11 protein-coding genes and 1 tRNA gene are annotated in these 17,936 nt (G+C 40.1%); 4 read left to right on the forward strand and 8 right to left on the reverse strand.

Annotated elements, in window-relative coordinates:
• Nucleotides 1-64: 64 nt before the first annotated feature.
• From GNIT_RS07790 to GNIT_RS07800, 3 genes are read right to left on the reverse strand one after another with little or no spacing between them, the layout of a single operon-like run.
• The gene (locus GNIT_RS07790) at nucleotides 65-1,867 is read right to left on the reverse strand and encodes a two-component system response regulator (protein WP_014108631.1); all 1,803 of its coding nucleotides are present in this window, start codon (nucleotides 1,865-1,867) and stop codon (nucleotides 65-67) included.
• Complete coding sequence (locus GNIT_RS17685) at nucleotides 1,864-5,001, reverse strand: response regulator (protein WP_014108632.1); 3,138 nt, start codon at nucleotides 4,999-5,001, stop codon at nucleotides 1,864-1,866. Before GNIT_RS17685 ends, GNIT_RS07790 begins: the two co-directional genes overlap by 4 nt.
• Entirely contained in the window at nucleotides 5,001-5,642 is a 642-nt protein-coding gene (locus tag GNIT_RS07800; RefSeq protein ID WP_014108633.1) for a cache domain-containing protein, read from the reverse strand. The genes GNIT_RS17685 and GNIT_RS07800 overlap by 1 nt, the downstream gene beginning before the upstream one ends.
• Nucleotides 5,643-5,798: 156 nt before the next feature.
• Between GNIT_RS07800 and GNIT_RS07805 the strand changes: the two genes are divergently transcribed.
• Both GNIT_RS07805 and GNIT_RS07810 read left to right on the forward strand, forming a co-directional pair.
• Nucleotides 5,799-5,875 (forward strand) — tRNA-Val (locus GNIT_RS07805).
• A 707-nt stretch (nucleotides 5,876-6,582) separates the two neighbouring features.
• Complete coding sequence (locus GNIT_RS07810) at nucleotides 6,583-7,170, forward strand: PEP-CTERM sorting domain-containing protein (RefSeq protein WP_014108634.1); 588 nt, start codon at nucleotides 6,583-6,585, stop codon at nucleotides 7,168-7,170.
• Nucleotides 7,171-7,270: 100 nt separating this feature from the next.
• On the opposite strand, the gene GNIT_RS07815 is transcribed toward GNIT_RS07810, so the two are convergent.
• A complete protein-coding gene (locus tag GNIT_RS07815) occupies nucleotides 7,271-7,600 on the reverse strand; it encodes a hypothetical protein (protein ID WP_014108635.1) in 330 nt (109 codons plus the stop codon).
• Nucleotides 7,601-7,745: 145 nt separating this feature from the next.
• Nucleotides 7,746-7,958 carry a phage portal protein gene (locus tag GNIT_RS18095; RefSeq protein ID WP_148261700.1) on the reverse strand — a complete coding sequence of 71 codons (213 nt, stop codon included), beginning with the start codon at nucleotides 7,956-7,958 and terminating at the stop codon, nucleotides 7,746-7,748.
• Nucleotides 7,959-8,164: 206 nt separating this feature from the next.
• Between GNIT_RS18095 and amt the strand changes: the two genes are divergently transcribed.
• On the forward strand, nucleotides 8,165-11,215 hold the full coding sequence (amt, locus tag GNIT_RS07820; RefSeq protein WP_014108637.1) for an ammonium transporter: 3,051 nt from the start codon (nucleotides 8,165-8,167) through the stop codon (nucleotides 11,213-11,215).
• Between the two features lie 83 nt (nucleotides 11,216-11,298).
• On the opposite strand, the gene GNIT_RS07825 is transcribed toward amt, so the two are convergent.
• From GNIT_RS07825 to GNIT_RS07835, 3 genes are all read right to left on the reverse strand, one after another.
• The gene (locus GNIT_RS07825; RefSeq protein ID WP_014108638.1) at nucleotides 11,299-12,330 is read right to left on the reverse strand and encodes a threonine aldolase family protein; all 1,032 of its coding nucleotides are present in this window, start codon (nucleotides 12,328-12,330) and stop codon (nucleotides 11,299-11,301) included.
• A gap of 67 nt (nucleotides 12,331-12,397) precedes the next feature.
• The gene (locus GNIT_RS07830) at nucleotides 12,398-14,743 is read right to left on the reverse strand and encodes a sensor domain-containing phosphodiesterase (RefSeq protein WP_014108639.1); all 2,346 of its coding nucleotides are present in this window, start codon (nucleotides 14,741-14,743) and stop codon (nucleotides 12,398-12,400) included.
• Nucleotides 14,744-14,929: 186 nt separating this feature from the next.
• Nucleotides 14,930-16,492, reverse strand: coding sequence for a methyl-accepting chemotaxis protein (locus tag GNIT_RS07835; protein ID WP_014108640.1), 1,563 nt, complete (start codon nucleotides 16,490-16,492; stop codon nucleotides 14,930-14,932).
• A gap of 188 nt (nucleotides 16,493-16,680) precedes the next feature.
• On the opposite strand from GNIT_RS07835, the gene GNIT_RS07840 reads away from it, so the two are divergent.
• Entirely contained in the window at nucleotides 16,681-17,907 is a 1,227-nt protein-coding gene (locus GNIT_RS07840; RefSeq protein ID WP_014108641.1) for a PP2C family protein-serine/threonine phosphatase, read from the forward strand.
• Nucleotides 17,908-17,936 lie beyond the last annotated feature (29 nt).

Raw genomic sequence — 17,936 nt, forward strand, 5'->3', positions numbered from 1 at the left:
CAAAGACAAGCGAGGAGGACAGCATAAACTAGGTGTCTCGGCTCAAGGAAAATTGATAACAAGACTAAGGACGAAAGTTACTTAAACTTTCAGGTATATGGGCATAATAGCCTTGGTAATAATCTATTTTTAGCTTTCTTAAGATATCCAAAGACTCAGCAGTTTCAATACATTCAGCGACTACTTTAATGCCTTTTGCTTGAGCTATCCCAGCAATCGACTCCACCATTTTCTGACTTATTTCGTCTTTATCGACATCACGTACAAACATGCCATCGATTTTGACATAGTCGACCGCTAGCAATTTCAAGTACTCGTATGATGATGTGCCTGTGCCGAAATCGTCTAGTGCAAACTTAAAACCGAGCTGCTTCAATGAGGAAATTAGCGCTTGTGTACTCTCTAAGTTTGAAATAGCGGATGTCTCCGTAATTTCAAAGCAAATTTGTGAAGGCGATACCTTATATTCACTGACGTAGGTCTTTATCACAGCGTCGGCGTTTGATTTAGCAATAAAGTCACCAGATAGATTAATAGACATTTCGACGTTAGTTGGCATTTTAGCGAGTGCACTAAAAGCATTTCGCAAAACCCATTTGTCTATTTCGGTAATAATATGAAACTTCTCAGCTACTGGAATGAACTGGCCAGGAGGCTTAATTTTTCCATCACTCCCCATCAATCTAATGAGTACCTCAATTTTCTTGCCATTTTCTGCATTTATTGGTGTTATTTCTTGATAATACAGAGTGAAAAGATCTTTCTCTAAGGCTTGATGAATCAACGGAATAATACGCATTTGCTGATGTGTTTTATCGATGTGTTGTTTCGTGAAGTTGTACACGGACACTTCACTACCGCCTTTTCTTTTGCTTTCAAAACAGGTTCGTTCTGCAATACTCATCAAATGTGACACAGAATCGATACTTTCATCAATCTCGACAAGCGCTGCACTTAGGGTATGCTTATACGCTTCTTCTCCCCACTCAAAACGATAACTTTCAATGGCGTCTTTGATCGTAGCGGTTCTTCTAATTGCATGGTCAAGCGAATCAAGAGAGAAAAGCACCGCGAATTCGTCACCGCCTAATCGAGCAATGATATCATCTGATGAAAATAAGCTTCGCAAGAGGTCTGCCATTTGTCTTAATAACTCATCACCTGCAATATGACCGCAGGTATCGTTGATAACTTTAAATTGGTCTAAATCGATAAACAGAAAATAGTAATGAGTGTTGCGGGGAACTGATAATTCGAGAACATTCTTTAACTCTAGTTCCATTGATGTTCTGTTAAACATGCGTGTTACAAAGTCATGGTTAGATAAATAGGTAATCTTATCTTGAAGCCGTCTACGTTCATCTACTTCTCGGCGCAACCTCGCGTTGGCTGCCACTAACTCTTTTGTTCTTTCATTAATCTTAATTTCAAGGCTTTCGTTGGCACTCTCTAACATTGCGTTCGCTCTATCTAACGATTCTACCAGATTGCTGAGTGTTAAATGCGTATTGACTCGTGCGACTAACTCTTCTGAGCGGACTGGTTTCACAATATAGTCAACACCCCCGGCGGCAAATGCCTCGCTGCTGTCGTTTTCGCTACCAGTTAAAAAGAGTATCGGAATATGTTTGTTTTTAGGGTCTTCTTTAATGCGTCGACAAACCTCTATACCGGTCATATTTGGCATATTGATATCAAGTATAATGAGATCTGGAGGGGTGCTATTGACAATTTCTAAGGCCGCTAGCCCTGAAGTAGCTATTAACATTTGTGCATTTAACGGTTTTAAGTGACTGATGATCACATTGATAGTTGTTGGGTCATCATCTACCGCTAGTATTCTGAATGTCGCATTTTTATTAATCATAAAGTCCCTTCGATTAACTTCTTTGTCTTTTCATAATCAAACTCTTCCAAAGCATTCACTATAACATGAAGGATAAGGTCGTCATCGTGATCTTTTGCAATATCGGCAAGCTCATCTACTAGTTCAAAAGGTACTAGTTCGCTTCGTGAAACCAAAGGCATAATTTCGTTTAAAATGTCTTTAACAAGGCGTTTCGTATCTGATTCAAAATTGTCTTTTTTATTTATTTCTAGCACATTATCAATGTCGGAAATGGCATCACCAAGCAAAAGGTTAAAGCGCTTTAAATCGGAAGAGATTAATTTGTTTTCACTAATCTTTTCTTCAAGCACAATTGCTAATCGATAGAGCTTTATTAGACCAACATTGCCTGAGCTCCCTTTGATTGTGTGTAACTTATCTCGCAACAAATCCATATCGACTCGGTTAGTTGGGAAGACAAATGATGTGTCGCCATGCTGCTTTTTAAATAAAGCTAAACTTTTAAGATAAATAGTTGGTTGATTAATAAGGATAGGGGGAGCAGACTCCCAATCCATCGTTAACAAATTATTTGGAATGATAATTTGTGAGTCAGTAATCATATTTTTATCTACGCTGCCGAGCATATGAAAATTAAGCAGTGGTTTGGGAGTTAAACTAAATCCGCTCACTAATGCTTTTTGCAATACGCCAACATCAATAGGTTTTGGAACATAGTCGTTCATACCGCTCTGCAAACACTTTTCTCTGTCGCCTTTCATTGCGTTGGCTGTCATAGCAATAATCGGAATATTTTTATAGCGTTCACCAGCATCCCCTTGACGAATTTTTGCAGTGGCCTTGTATCCGTCTAATACGGGCATTTGGCAATCCATCAAAATCAATGTGTAGGGTTGATCAAGTTCGCTTTGTATCAGGGTTTGTATAGCAATACTGCCGTCAATAGCAACGCCATACTGTAGCCCAAACTTCTTCAATAGCCCTTCAGCCACGAGCTGATTAACTGAATTATCTTCTACAATAAGGACTTTATGGTAGCTGGGCCACTTTACAATTTCTGGCAGTTGGTTGTTAGCGTTTACTGCTTTTATATTGTTGCTTGCAGTGCTCTCATCACCTGACATTAGTGCTATCGTATTAAATAGTTCTGAGGAGCCAACTGGTTTCATTAAACAAGAGTCTAGTCCCAATGAACCAAATTCTGCAACCGACATTTGAAATGACATTGAACTGAGCATCAGTATTTTTATGTCTTTGTAGCGGTCAATCATTTTTATGTCTGCTACGAGCGATAGACCATCCTTATTTGGCATGTTCATGTCAGTAATTATTAAATCGAGTTCAAGTGGCGCGGAGTTGAGTTTGTCTAGCGCGTCAAAAGCGTCTATAGCTAGGATCGGTTTAACGCCCCAATTCTCTAACTGGCTTGCTAATATTTCTCGATTCGTTTCGTTGTCATCAACAACCAGTATTTGCCAATCGACGATATTCGATCTCGCTTGAGGCTTGTCCTCTAGTAAACTGGTTTTCAAGTTGATATCGAAGCTGAATATGGTGCCTTTATTGATGCTTGAGGATACCTGTATTCTTCCTCCCATTAATTCAATCAGTCGCTCACAAATTGCTAGTCCCAATCCTGAACCACCATATACTCGCGTGGTAGATGTGTCGACTTGCATAAAGGACTCGAATAAATGCTCAAGTTTGCTATCGGGTATACCAATCCCAGTATCTTCAACACTGCACTCAAGTCGTGTTGTGTCACCTTGGTTAATTGTTTTAGCCCTAACCACAATTTGACCAACTTCAGTAAACTTAATTGCATTGCTGATAAGATTAGTAAGAACTTGGCGTAATCTAACAGCATCACCAACAACCATCTTTTGCTGAATGTCTGAGACATCTACAATTAACTCTATCCCCTTGGCATCACTTCGTATTGCTAATGTTTGCGCAACATTTTCGATTTGTTGAGGGAGGTTAAAGTCGAGCGATTCAATTTCCATCCTTCCAGCTTCAACCCGCGAAAAATCTAAAATATCGTTTATGATGGTCAACAAACTAGAGGCACTGTTTTTCGCGACTTTAAGCTTATGAGTTTGATCGCTTGTCAGTCGTGTGTCGAGCAGCAAATCAATCATACCTAAGACGCCGTTCATAGGGGTGCGTATTTCATGCGACATCCGAGCAAGAAATTCACTTTTTGCGTTACTTGCTTCTTGCGCTGCTTTTGTAGCGTTGAGCATTGCACCTTCATATCGCTTTCTATCAGTGATATCTCGACTGATACCCAAAATTCCAGCTTTGTCTTCACCAGCATAATGGATTAATGTTTTTCGAGTTTCGAACAACAGTTCTTTGCCCGTAACATCGATAGTGTTACGTTCCACAATATGGGCTAATCCGCTCGATAAGAGCTTTTCATCATCCTTAGTAAAAAACTCTGCTTCATCCTTATCGTATAATTCATAGTCGGTCTTATCTACAATGAAAGCTTGTGAGTAGCCAGTTAACTTAGCGAACGACTTGTTTATTTGGACGTACCTTCCATCACTATCTTTACAAAATATAGGATCAGGAATGTTGTCCAGAATACTCTGCAAGGTCATTTTTTGGCTCTCGAGTTCCTTTGCTATCTTTAACAATTCGTGCGTTCGGCTGTCGACAGTTTCTTCCAAAATACTGGCAGATTTTCTTAGCTTTCTATTTGTCGTATTCGACATGACAAAAAAGACAATAGAAGTAGATAGGGCAATGCCAATATTAACGGCTACAAGCGCAATTATTGTGTTCTTTGCTTTTTCAAACGGTAAATTTGCTTCAGCAAAGCTAATCTCCGTTGCAATACCTAAATGTAATTCCGGCAACCATTTCCAAGTACCTATAACTTGAGCACCCCGATAGCCAACATAGCCGCCTAAATTTTGACTTGACTCAAATTGCGTGATGCTTTTGGCCATTTCAGTCAGTTGAGTGTTTGCCGGAGCATCTTTACTTGGCACCGTCAATTGAACAGCGAGAATTTCAGATTCACTGCCGGCTATTTTGTCAAGATTGATTAAGGTTTCTTTGAATCTTGAAAGGGATACCAGCAGGCCTTGTTCGTTTATAATATAGGACTCACCAGACTCTCCAATCCGACCTAATGACATTATTTGCGAGATTTTATCCTCGGGGTTATGCGATGACGCAATGACACCAATAACTTTTTCTTCGAATACAATGGGAGCAATAAAAAAACAAAGGTTTCAAATGTACTTGGTCCCGTTTTAATTTTCATAGGCGGAATAAAAGCTGCTTTTCCTTGCAGAGCATCCTGAAATAAACGAGGGGAAGTCCTAGCTATTGCACTTTCTTGAGAGTTGAAAAGTGGTCGGCTAGAATAAAGATATTTACCTTCGGTTGAGATAAGGTGATATTCAGTTTTTGTTTGCAATGCATCTAACGAGTTTAGATAAACCGCAGTCGACTCTCTGTAGGCCGCTAGGTTTCTAGCTTCTTGGTTCTCAAATGCTTCCTTTAAATTTAAAGTAATAGATTGAACAATTTCGTTTTCAGATAGCCTTAGCAATTCCGATTTTCGTTGTTCCGTCCAAAACCTAAGAGCTGCTTCTGTCGTATTCATTACTGCATTTAAAGATGCTCCATATTCAGCTCTGACGCTGGACTCTGTGGTCTTGATAGCGGCTCTTGTCAACCCGATTGTGATCACTGCGACTAATATCAAACATAAAATAACAAGGGTTATTCGCTTTGAATTTGAAGACTTAGCATTGCGGTTTGATTCAGGCAAATTACAGCTCCCTTGGTCTTTGCTTTAAAAGTGTTTGATAAGTTAAGCTTTTAAAATACAACTAAATTTATATTAGTTTCTGAAAATGAAAATATTTTGAAAAAGCGCTTGCGCAATCCCATGTGCATCGTTATTATACGCGCCGCTTACAGCGATACGACTATAGCTCAGTTGGTTAGAGCGCTACCTTGACATGGTAGAGGTCCCCAGTTCGAGTCTGGGTAGTCGTACCAAATCTAAAGGCTTTCAGCCTTAGTGACTACTAACAATATCCGAATTAAATAAAAGTGGGGCCAAATGGGACTACTTGCACTTTTCTATATTTTTCACTGCTAAAAAATCAAATTTTACATTGCACTTCTTTAGAAAAATAAAGACCTAATAATCAAAAGTCGCACATAAAATTTGCCTGAATTTTGATGATATATGTTGTTTGGGATAAGTACAATAAACTAAATAATTCCGAGTGCCCAACTTGTGCCCCGATAGATTTTAGCTAGTCAATTTCGCACATATTACTTTAGATACTAATTATTCCAAGATTTTCATACAGGTTTAGCTCTTGCACTTCCATCATGTAAACATGAAACGCGTTTATCAATCCAATAGCAAGATCAATCTTATTAGGTGACTTTGCTTTGTTCGGCTTTATATCTTGCTTGATGATATTAGTGGGGCGGTTTTAAATGTTAAATAGTAAGGTTCTGTTTTAATTAATATTTTAGTGAATCGTAATCGTACAATAATCCCGCGGTTTAGTGTCGGGTTCCTATACATACCTTTTACCTAAGAGTTTTTCATTATCATAATCTGTTGTTATTTATAGCTAAAAATACATGGCTTGATTAGTGCTTACATAAAATTATTTAATTTGGAATTCTCTAAAATAATAATAATAAACCTGATTATGCAGGCGATGTGTTCAAAACAAGGTAGTGTAATGAAATTTAAAATGTTAAAAGCGGCGTTTGCTGGATTGGTATTAACGGTGAGTGGTTTTGCTAATTCCGCAGTTATTTTGAGTGGTGACGTGACCGCTGGTTCTGGTGTGCTAAAGCTTACCACAGATTACAGGTTTGAAGTTACCTCTGCGGGCATAGTGCGAATTATGGTTTTTGACGAATGGGCGGTGACTTCGGGTATTAGGAGATTATCGATACTTTCGGGGCCATTCAGTTTATTGGTTAACGGAGTAGATGCTGGTGTTGCGGCAGCTGGAATGTATGATTCTTTCAGTTTTACAAGTAATGACGTCTCTCCTGCTGACACGTATATGTACTGGAATAATAATATAAGCGTGACAATAGGGGACATTTTAACTATAAAAGCGGGCTCATGGGATTTATCGGCAATTGCAGGTTGGAATACCAATGTTAGTGGGCAATTCGATGGAGAATTATTTTTGACCGATGATGTTGGTGTAAAACGTACTGGAAATGGTGTAGCCGTCCCAGAGCCATCAACACTAGCCATTCTAGCATTGAGCTTAATTGGTTTAGGCGCACGTCGCTTCAAAAAGTTAGTTTAATAGTTTTCTGAAAAGCATCTTCCATTCGGTAGGTGCTTTTTTTTTACATACCATACTTTTTCAAAATTTCATCTGCTGGATCGCGAACCTCTAGTTTTAGTTAAGTTCGGCTTTCAGGCGTTAAATACAAATCTGAAGCAATACCTCTTAATTGTCCGTGTAACGAAGCTGAGAAGCCTTGCGGATCTGCTCTTAATTTGGATAAAAGAAAACAATATTGCTCTAAAATAGGGCTGTCTGCGCCTGTAATAAGGCTGTATTGATTCATTTCTCGCTTTACCTGTGACCAAATGCGCCTTGTTTCACCTTGTAAATGTTTAGGGCATTCCGGGAAACGATAATGCTCGTCTGGCTTATGATTCGGGGCTTCTCTGTCCTTTCTCAATGTTCCTGCTATTATCTTTTCTGCTGTTGATTTGCCAGTGTTCATAACTTTTTATTGCCTTGTGTTTGCCGTTCTTGCGATTTCTGAAGTGACGGTGTGTAAATAAGTGTAGGCGGCGGTATAGATACTCAAAGCCCCTAGTCTTTGTTTAGGGGGGAGGGGCTGAGTGTAAAAATAATATTTAATCCGTCTAGCTTTCTGTTGTTTGCTCACTGCTACCGTTCCAAGTCTGCGAGAATTGATCACTCGCTTCTCCTGGTGCTAAGTTCTCTCTGGCTCTGCATTCGTTAGAACACATTAATCCATTCTTGATAGCCAGATCATAAATGTCATAGCGCTCTCTTGGTGTGATTCCGAGTATGTCGTTAGTCTCGAATTGAATTTTAGTTGCAGTTGTAGTCACATTTCACTCTGGTAATAACTTCATCAGCAACGATGATTCGATATTCTCTAACCAGGGTTTTAATGTTTGTTTTAGATAAGCCTTGAGCGCATGAACAGAGAAAAGTTTATTATTTAGTTCAGGCATAAAAGAGACGCAATACCCAAAAGCGTGCACATAAATTGCATGCATTGCACTAAATAAGTTACTTAAACAGAAGAATATTTATGGATTACGGCTGGTTGTTACTATCATCAATGTTGGTATTTTTGATGCAGGCTGGGTTCTTATGTCTTGAGACGGGTAAAATTCGTAGTAAAAACAGCATTAATGTCGCAGCAAAGAATATTTCTGATTTTATTATTGCGGCAATAATATTCTGGTTGTTCGGTTTTGCTTTGATGTTCGGTGATTCATTTAACGGTTTTATCGGTACGTCTACGCTCTTTTTTGGTGCAAACAATTCACCTTACCAAATCAGTTTCTTTATTTTTCAAATGATGTTTTGTGGTACAGCCGCCACTATCCTCTCTGGTGCAGTTGCCGAGAGGATGTCTTTTCGGGCATATCTTTATGCAACCATCTTGCTGACTTCTATTATTTACCCGATTTCAGGTCACTGGGCATGGGCATCCTTTTACAATGAAAATAATATAGGTTGGCTACAAGCTTTAGGTTTTGTCGATTTTGCAGGGTCGACAGTGGTGCATTCTGTCGGCGGTTGGGTGGCGCTTGCAGCAATTATTATTATTGGTCCGCGCTTAGGCCGTTTTGATTCAGCCATCCCTTTCCCTATCGGCAGCAATATTCCCTTGTCGGTTCTAGGCACATTGTTAATTTGGCTTGGTTGGTTCGGTTTCAATGGCGGCAGTACTTTAGTCTTTGGCGATCAGGTACCGGGGATCCTATTGAACACTACGTTGGCCGCTGCATGGGGTGGAATTTCAGCAGCCGCGTTTCATTATTATGTGTATAGATATGTAGATGTCACATTTATTATGAATGGTGTTATCGCTGGGCTAGTGGCAATTACAGCTTCATGTCACGCCGTCAGCCCACAAGCGTCTGCGATTATCGGTGGTATCGCTGGCGTTATTTTGGTCTCAGGTACGCTTTGGATAAACAAACTAAAAATTGACGATGCGTTGGGGGTTGTGCCAGCGCACCTATTTGCTGGAATATGGGGGACCATAGCGGTAGCGATCTTTGCAGATCTCAGCTTACTCGATACTGGTTTAAGCCGACCTGAACAATTATTCGCTCAGTTAGTCGGCATAGCAGCAATTGGTGCGTACGCTTTTGTGATTGGTTTTGTTGGATTAAAGGTGATTAATAAAATTCACCCCCTGCGAGTGTCGGCTGAGTATGAACTGCAAGGCATGAACGTGAGTGAGCACAAAGCGTCCACCGAATTAGTCGACTTACTGAATAATATGCATAGCCAGGAAACCAGAGGAAATTTCTCGGAGCCGGTCCCTGTCGAACCTTTTACGGAGGTAGGACAAATTGCTAATCAGTACAACAATGTCATTCAACGTGTTACTGACGAAATAGGAAAACGGGACAGCGCTATCGATCGTTTTCGTTCCAGTGAAAAGCGTAAAAGTGCCATTCTTGATTCTTCAATGGATAGCATCTTGTCTATCGATTTTAAGGGTAATATCATCGAGTTTAACCATGCTGCAGAACTTACATTCGGCTATCTCAAGCAACAGGTGGCAGGTAAAAACATCCTAAGTTTGTTTATTCCAACGGAACAGCAACAAAAATTTGTAATGAGCCTAGAGCATAAGTTTGCAGCTGCTGATGGTCTGCTTATCAACCGTCGAAATTCCTTCAGGTTGCAGGGGCATTCTGGTCACCTTTTCCCAGCCGAGATTACGATTACCAGCACTAATGTTAACGATGATTTAAGAAATGAATATACTTGGCATGTCAGGGATGTAACACGAGAGGTTAAGCTGCAAACGAAACTGAAACAATTGGCCTACAGTGATCCTCTAACAGGGCTATATAACCGGACATTTCTGCTACAAACCTTAAGCAGAACATTAAGCTATCAGATAAAAAGTGAAGGTATAGTGGCCGTTTTTTTTATGGACCTAGATAAGTTTAAGAAGATAAATGACACTCTGGGTCACAAAGCTGGAGACCAATTGCTAAACGAAGTTGCACACCGACTTACACAATCGACGCGAAACTCTGACACTATTGCGCGCTGGGGTGGAGATGAGTTTGTAGTAATGATAGCTGGAGATGTCAACATCGCCCTAATTCACGCCAAAGCCAGGGAATTTTTAAAGGTTATGCGTGAACCTATGGACTTGGCCGGAAGGCAAATTAATATTCCCGTTAGTATAGGAATAGCGGTGGCAATAGATGAAGATATTACTGCTGAACAACTGATTCAACATGCAGATATTGCTATGTATAGCGCAAAGCAGAAGGGACGAGACCACTTTCAATTTTTTCATCCTGACATGGCGCACAAGGCACTCAAACAATTTAATTTCGAACAGTCGATTCGCCAAGCGCTTCAAGAGTCTGATCAGTTCTTTTTAAACTACCAGCCAAAAATAGATGCGCAACGTTCTATCATCGGTTTTGAAGCCCTTGTTCGCTGGCTGCATCCTGAAGAAGGCTTGATAATGCCTGGCGAATTTATTCCTTTAGCAGAAGAATCAGACTGCATCATTTTGTTAGATAAGAAGGTGATCCACCAAGCTATTGAGCAGTTGCAAGTCTGGCGCGAGCAAAACTTAAAGCTTTTGCCTGTATCCATCAATATTTCAGGCAAGCATCTTATTTCAGGCAATTTGGTAAGTTTTATTCAAGCTGAATTAGAGCGAAGTGGACTTGATGGAAGCCTAATCGAATTAGAAATTACCGAAGGCGTGCTGCTAACAGATTTTGAGCGCTGCATAACGGTAATGACGGAATTAAAAACACTCAACATTAGCTTATCTATTGATGATTTTGGTACCGGTTATTCATCCTTAAATTATTTGAAACGATTACCGATAGATATCCTTAAAATAGACCGTTCTTTCGTTGAGGAATGCGACACACTAAAAGAAGATGGGCAAATTGTATCAACAATTATCAGTCTTGCGCATAACTTGGAATTAAAAACTATTGCTGAGGGCGTAGAAACCCTTGAGCAATTCAATTTCCTGCTGAGCAAGGGATGCGAAGCATTCCAAGGGTACTATTTTTACCGGCCACTTAGCTCAGCTGATATATGCACTTTACTAAAGGCACTTGGCAACTCGCATTAAGCGTTGAACGTTTTTTTATTTTATTCACTATTTGAAGGGAAGACGCAATAATGAAGCTGTTCGATTAACCAGAGAACGATAAATTATCTGCATAACGACGTAAAATAATCGATGATTTCTTGGTCACTGATTGCTTCATGATTGGCACCAACTTGAATTTCCATCATTAATTTTTTTGACTTGGGAAAGGGGGAGAGTTGATTAAAAAGCTTGATGCCCATTACTTCGTTTAGTTGTATGGCTTTTCTAGTAAGTTCGTCAATATCACCTTCGATAAAAACAAAAAAACCGTTTGTCTGTGGAGTGTTTACTTCTAATTGAGGGAAGACTTTAAGGAGCGTTGCGATTTTTTTTGCCCGAAGCACAAACTCAGGTATACGTTTAAGTCTATTATCCAGGCCATCCAATGCGCCAATTACCATGGGAAAAGAGGTGAAAGAATTGCCGCCTAATCGACTTCGCCAAACTTTGCATTGTTCAATGAAATTTGTTTCACCAGCTAGAACAGCACCTCCCATAGCACCCAAGCCTTTGTAAAGCGATACATAAACGGAGTCGAATAATGCACTAATATCGGCTTCAGATTTTTGGTAATGTGACGTTGATTCCCACAATCGAGCTCCATCCATATGGAAATGAATTTGCTTTGTTTTACACCATTGGCTCATCGCCTCCAACTGTTCCCACTGAGTCAATTTAAATCCAGCACGGCGGATTGGTAATTCAACAGAAAGCGTTGCAAATTTTTCAGTGATTGCTGCTATATCTTGCATATTAAATGGACTGCTGTGGTCACCAATCGGAATTCCCTTTAAGCCTAAGAGGGTTTGATAAGCGTCATCTTCGTCTAAAACCATGTGCGACATTGAGTGAAGGACAACGTTATTATTTCTGCGCTGTTCAGCCGATACCTTGAGTGCGCAAAATTGAGCAATCGTCCCTTTTGGAAAAAATAGACATGCAGGTTTATTCAGAAGTGCTGCTACTCGCTCCTCAAGCTCAAGAACGCGACCATTTTGATTATAAACATCAACTGGCCCGTCCGCATATTTAGAGCCTTGTAATTGAGTTAACCATTGTTTTTGTGAGTAGCTTGGCATACCCAAATTTCTCATGTTCTCTCCCGAAGAATCATTGCTCAACTAAACTTAGGTACTAGCACCTCGTTAGTAGTCGAAATTTTTAAATTTCTTGTTGTTGAGTTAGGAAATTCTCTATTTCATCAAATGGCATTGGCTTCGCTACGAGGTAACCTTGAGCGGTCTGGCAACCCATCTCTTTGAGCAGTGCTAATTGTTCTTCACTCTCAACACCTTCAGCAACAACATTCCGACAAAAAGCAGCCGCCATGTTTATTATTGCTTTTGTTATCGCTACATCTTGAGGGTCGGTTAATATATCCGCAATAAATGTTCTATCTATTTTAACTTCGTCGGCGGGCAAACTTCTAAAATATGTCAATGAGGAGAAACTCGTACCAAAGTCATCTAACGAAATACGGTAACCTAATTTTTTACAATAATGTAAACGTTCAACTGCGCTATCTAAATCGCCAAGGGCTGTTGATTCAACTATTTCCAGAATCAAGTAGGAGACTTTATTTGGATGTTCGCATGCAATTTTTTCTATTCTGCTGAGGAAGTCTTCACTGTTAAAGTACTCAGGAGAAACGTTAATGTTTAAGGTGAATTGCGCATCAAGTTTATGTAAGTTATCTAATAAATCGGGTACTAGAGTAAAGATAAATTCGTCAAATGCGACTTGAACATGCGTCTCTTGAATGCTCGGAAGAAAAAAAGCAGGGGACAGAATACCCTTTTCTTTATGTGCCCATCGACTCAATATTTCAAAACCTAATATTTGTTTACTCGTAACTGAGAATTTGGGTTGAAAATATGGCTTTATTTCATTATTTATAAGTGCTTGTGCTACCTCGGTCATCGCTTCTGATTTGCGCTGTTCTTCTCGATATAGGTTGACATTAAAGTGTACGGCTTGATTTTTTCCCTTGTGTTTCGCAATGTACATCGCCTGATCTGCATACCGCAATAACTGGTCCATATCAGACCCATCGTCTGGATATTTAGCAATTCCCATACTCGCAGACACTTTGACAATACCTCGTTCAAGTTGGAATGGGGTATTAATTGCTTCCAAAATGCGCTGATATATTTCGACACTAGCGTGATGCAAAACAACCACGAATTCATCGCCGCTGATGCGCGCAACAAAATCCTCTTTTCTTGTTACTTGCTCAAGTTTTTCACCTATGATTGAAAGTAATTTATCACCATCATGATGACCATAGGTATCATTTATCAACTTGAAACCGTCTAAATCTAAAAAGCATATAGAGAAGGTACTGGGTCCGTTGGAACCACTCACAATTGTATCAAGGTAATCAGATAAAGAGCGCCTATTAGGTAAGCCTGATGTTTCATCAATATGCGCTGCATTATAAAGTCTGCGTGTATAGTTCTGTTTTTCTTGTAATAATTTTGAGCGTTCAATTAATACGCCGACGGTATAGGTGATTGCCTCGATTGTGTTTATAAACGCTTTTGAGTAGCCTTTTTTTCGGTTGGCCAAACCTATTTGACCTATGATCGTGTTTTTTGAACGGATCGGAATTGCGCAATAAGAAGTAACCATAATATCTTTAAGGGCTGGCGCTTTTGTGTCCGCCACGGCGCTGAAATCATTAATAATAAGGTTTTCACCGGAGGTAAAAGAAAATCCGAGTAAATCTTCAATATCACGCAAATTTAATGCATTTTTGTCAGCATTATTATAAGGAACGTTGATTTCATCATTCGATGTAATCTCGCAAACGCTTTTCATTTCCAAATATTGGCGCTCTGATGACTCGTCAGCGCTATATTTTACTTCACCTATGTAGCCAAAGTCGCTTTCACTGAGCTCTAGTAAGTCATTAAGTAAAATGTTGAAGGTTAATTTTTCATTGTCCGTATCAAGAAAAACATGTTGTGCTCTGAAAACCGCCTTATTAACTTGTTCAGCTGTAGGAGAATTAACGTTGTGAGTGTGACTTAAGTTATCTAGCTCTATTTCAACAAGTCTGGCAAACTTCGCTTGTAGGGCAACATCTTCTTTTGAAAATATTTTTGGCTCATTATGGATCAAGCAAAAAGCGCCTAACTTGTGGCCGGTTGAAGACCTGATGGGTATGCCGCTGTAAAAACGGATATGAGGATAATCAGTGACCAAAGGATTATCGATAAACACTTCACTTAATTTTGTGTCCTCAACGATCATTGCTATATCTTGTTTGATAGTGTGATCACAAAATGATATTTCTCTAGCTGTTTCGCAAATATTTATGCCAACTTTAGCTTTAAACCATTGCCTTTCCTTATCGATTAGGGATACAGCGGCTATATTTACCGAGAAAGTTTCTTTCGCAATTTTTAATAATGTATTCAATACTGGACTTGAAGGTGTATCTAGCAAATTACTTTCTGTAAGTGCTTGTAGTCTTGCCAATTCTTGATGATCAACACTATTCATTGTGCAGCTCTTCTATTAAGACGATCGATTATCACTTCCTTGTTATGGTGCGTTAAATAGTGACGATATTCAACAGTAAAAAACATTTGCAGGCTTCGCTAATGCTAGCCTGCAAAATTAACACGTTTATCGCTATTTCGATATAATCTAATGGTCTACTTTGCTAACTTAATTTCAATGTTTTACCTATGAAAAACGAGCAATGATAGAGCGCAGGTCTACCACCGTTTGCGCTAAGCGTTGACTTGCATCCAATGCCGATGTGGCGGACTGTTGCGTTAAGGAAGTATTATCTGCAATTTCTACTATCTGCTCATTTATATGCTCAGAAACAGCGCTCTGTTCCTCTACTGCAGACGACATCATCTCGGTCAATTCGGTAATAGTTCGCACAGAATCACGAATATTGCTAAGTGCATTTCTAGTATGGTTAACCGTTTCAACTCCGTGTTGAGCCGCTTTCTCACCTTTTTCTGATGTACCAACAGCGCTCATTGCTCTTGTCGTTAATACGTCTACAATTTTATGAATTCTGTCTGTTGATTCCCGAGTTTTACCAGCCAGAGCTCTAACTTCGTCCGCTACAACGCTAAAACCACGACCTTGCTCACCTGCACGAGCCGCTTCAATAGCCGCGTTGAGTGCCAGCAAATTCGTTTGATCGGCAATGGAGGAAATTAGATTCGCGGCCTGGCCAATTTCGTTGGTAGAGTCTGCCAATTCGCGCACTGTTTCTGCAATGCTAGCCACGGAGCTGCTTAGAGCATCAATAGCGGTCTTGGCATCATCCGCTAATTTCGCGCCATCGTCGACACTGCCTAGAGCGTCCCGTGCACTGACGGCGTTGTTTTGAACGTTACCTGCCACTTCCTGTATAGCCGCTGACATTTCAGTAATGGCCGACGCAATCTGCTGTGTTGCGTGACTCTGATGTGCTACAGCTGCAGAGGTAGACTCAGATTCTTTTTGCGTATTTTGTACTATTGTGTCCAATACTGATGCGGCATCAGCAATACGCGTCAATGCTGTTCGGCTTCTAGCTATCTCACAGGCTAGCACCAATTTAGCCTGTGCTTTGCTTCCTGCATCGTCGAAATACGTTTGTGCAACCATCGTGTCTGAGTAGGAATCAGGACTAATGCTAATAATGTCCTGTAGTTGTTCTTTTTGAAGGTGTGACATCCATAACGCAGAAAGTAGGGTAGCGCCAAGCACTGCACCGCTCATTAATAGGCCTGACATGCCATAAGCGATAGCGGTGACTATAAGCCCAGGAACAATAATAGGGGAAAGGGACTTCAGCATTTTTAACGCGCGATAAAGCAATGATAAGCTCGACTTGCCTTCTCGCACTCTTGCATAAGCTGCTTCGGCACGTGCTTTTTCTTCACTTAGCGGCAGCACTCTCACGGATTCATATCCAACCACTTTATTGGCTTCGAGTACTGGCGTAACGAAAGCACTGACCCAATAGTGGTCGCCATCTTTACGTCTATTTTTGACCAAGCCCATCCATACATGCCCTGACGAAATGGTTTGCCACATCTCTTTGAATACTGCTGGGGGCATATCAGGGTGCCTGATCATATTGTGAGGTTGACCGATCAATTCCTCTTTTGCATAACCACTGACCTCAACAAAGGCGTCATTGCAATAAGTGATATTACCTTTGGCATCTGTACCTGATATGAGTCGGTCAGCTGCTTTGAATACATACTCTTTTTGTGTAACTGGTTGATTGTTTCTCATTGTCACGCCCTGTGTGAAGTACTTTTATCACTTATATACAAATTTATCGGCCAAATCTCAAAAAGATGACTAAATAATTCAGTTTGCGTTAAAAAGTTCTCGGTACAATTTGTTAAAAGTGCTATGTTCGAATTTTATGCTTATAGGCACCTGAGCAATATAAGGGTTCTTATTTTTAGGATACTGTTATGTGGAAGAGCAAAGATCGTTCAATAAATGAAACACTCAATTTATTGGAATTAGCTATCGATGGGGCGAAAGAGGGCATCACTATTTCAGATATGAAAGATCCCCAAAGGCCTTTGATTTTTGTTAACGAGGGATTCGAATATACCACCGGTTATCAGCATCAGGAAGTGTTAGGAAAAAACTGCCGTTTTTTACAAGGCCCTCACAAAGACCCTGATAATGATCTCCCATTGAGTGAGTTGAAACAAGCACTTGACCAAGCGAAACCCTGCACAGTTCTGCTAAAAAACTATCGTAAAAGTGGTGAGCTTTTTTGGAATAGATTGTCACTGACGCCTATTTTCGACGATGACAAAAGTTTAACGCATTTTGTTGGCGTGCAAACAGATGTCACAGCAGAGATTTTAGCGAAAGAAGCTGCTGCTATAAGTTATAAAAAATTAAAAGAAAATTTTGCGTTAATGGAACAAGATTTAGCACACGCTAGTTTTGTTCAACAATCGATATTACCGACTAAATTTCCAGACAGTAAATCGCTCAAATTTTATGCGAAATTTGAACCGATGACCCATATTGGAGGTGACTTTTACGACGTATTCCAGATAAACCCCGATCTCTTTGGTGTAATGATTGCTGATGTCACAGGGCATGGCGCCTCAGCTGCGTTACTAACGCTGATGGCTTCTCATGTTTTTAAAGAAGCAGCAAAAAATAGTTCCAACCCTGAAGATGTCTTACGTAAAACTAATCAAGCACTATACAAAAAAATTCCGCCAGGAAAATTCATAACAATGTTTTATGGTGTTGTTGATGAGGTCGGTAAAACGTTCAGCTATTGTCAGGCTGGCCATCCTTGCGCTTATTTAATTAGGGGAGACGACCAGACGGTGCACGAACTAACGACTAACTGTTCACTGCTAGGCGTATTTGACGATTCGATGGCAAGGTTTGAGCAAAAAACAATATCACTCGCGCAGGGCGATAAAGTAGTGCTCTATACAGATGCCTTAGTTGAGGCGAAGGCGCAAGATAAAACGTACCTTGGCAGTGAACAATTGAACAGCTTGCTATCTGAATCTGCGAGTTGCCCCATTGACCAGTTATTAGAAAAACTGTATCGCAGTGGTTTATTATTCATTGAAGGTGCTGAGAGTCTCGCGGACAATCCGATTTCTGTAAGTTACCAAGATGATATGACTTTGTTGGGCTTTGAAGTGATTGCATAGCTTAGCTTCAGTCTCGTAAATAGGAGAAA

The organism is Glaciecola nitratireducens FR1064 (assembly GCF_000226565.1).
In the GTDB taxonomy this organism is placed as follows: Bacteria; Pseudomonadota; Gammaproteobacteria; order Enterobacterales; family Alteromonadaceae; genus Glaciecola; species Glaciecola nitratireducens.

Excerpts from the sequence above, each read along its gene's own strand:
- GNIT_RS07815 (WP_014108635.1), bottom strand. The coding sequence starts at position 7,600 with ATGAACACTGGCAAATCAACAGCAGAAAAGATAATAGCAGGAACATTG.
- GNIT_RS07790 (WP_014108631.1), bottom strand. The coding sequence starts at position 1,867 with ATGATTAATAAAAATGCGACATTCAGAATACTAGCGGTAGATGATGAC.
- GNIT_RS07830 (WP_014108639.1), bottom strand. The coding sequence starts at position 14,743 with ATGAATAGTGTTGATCATCAAGAATTGGCAAGACTACAAGCACTTACA.
- GNIT_RS07835 (WP_014108640.1), bottom strand. The coding sequence starts at position 16,492 with ATGAGAAACAATCAACCAGTTACACAAAAAGAGTATGTATTCAAAGCA.
- GNIT_RS07810 (WP_014108634.1), top strand. The coding sequence starts at position 6,583 with ATGAAATTTAAAATGTTAAAAGCGGCGTTTGCTGGATTGGTATTAACG.
- GNIT_RS17685 (WP_014108632.1), bottom strand. The coding sequence starts at position 5,001 with ATGTCATTAGGTCGGATTGGAGAGTCTGGTGAGTCCTATATTATAAAC.
- GNIT_RS07840 (WP_014108641.1), top strand. The coding sequence starts at position 16,681 with ATGTGGAAGAGCAAAGATCGTTCAATAAATGAAACACTCAATTTATTG.
- GNIT_RS07825 (WP_014108638.1), bottom strand. The coding sequence starts at position 12,330 with ATGAGAAATTTGGGTATGCCAAGCTACTCACAAAAACAATGGTTAACT.
- amt (WP_014108637.1), top strand. The coding sequence starts at position 8,165 with ATGGATTACGGCTGGTTGTTACTATCATCAATGTTGGTATTTTTGATG.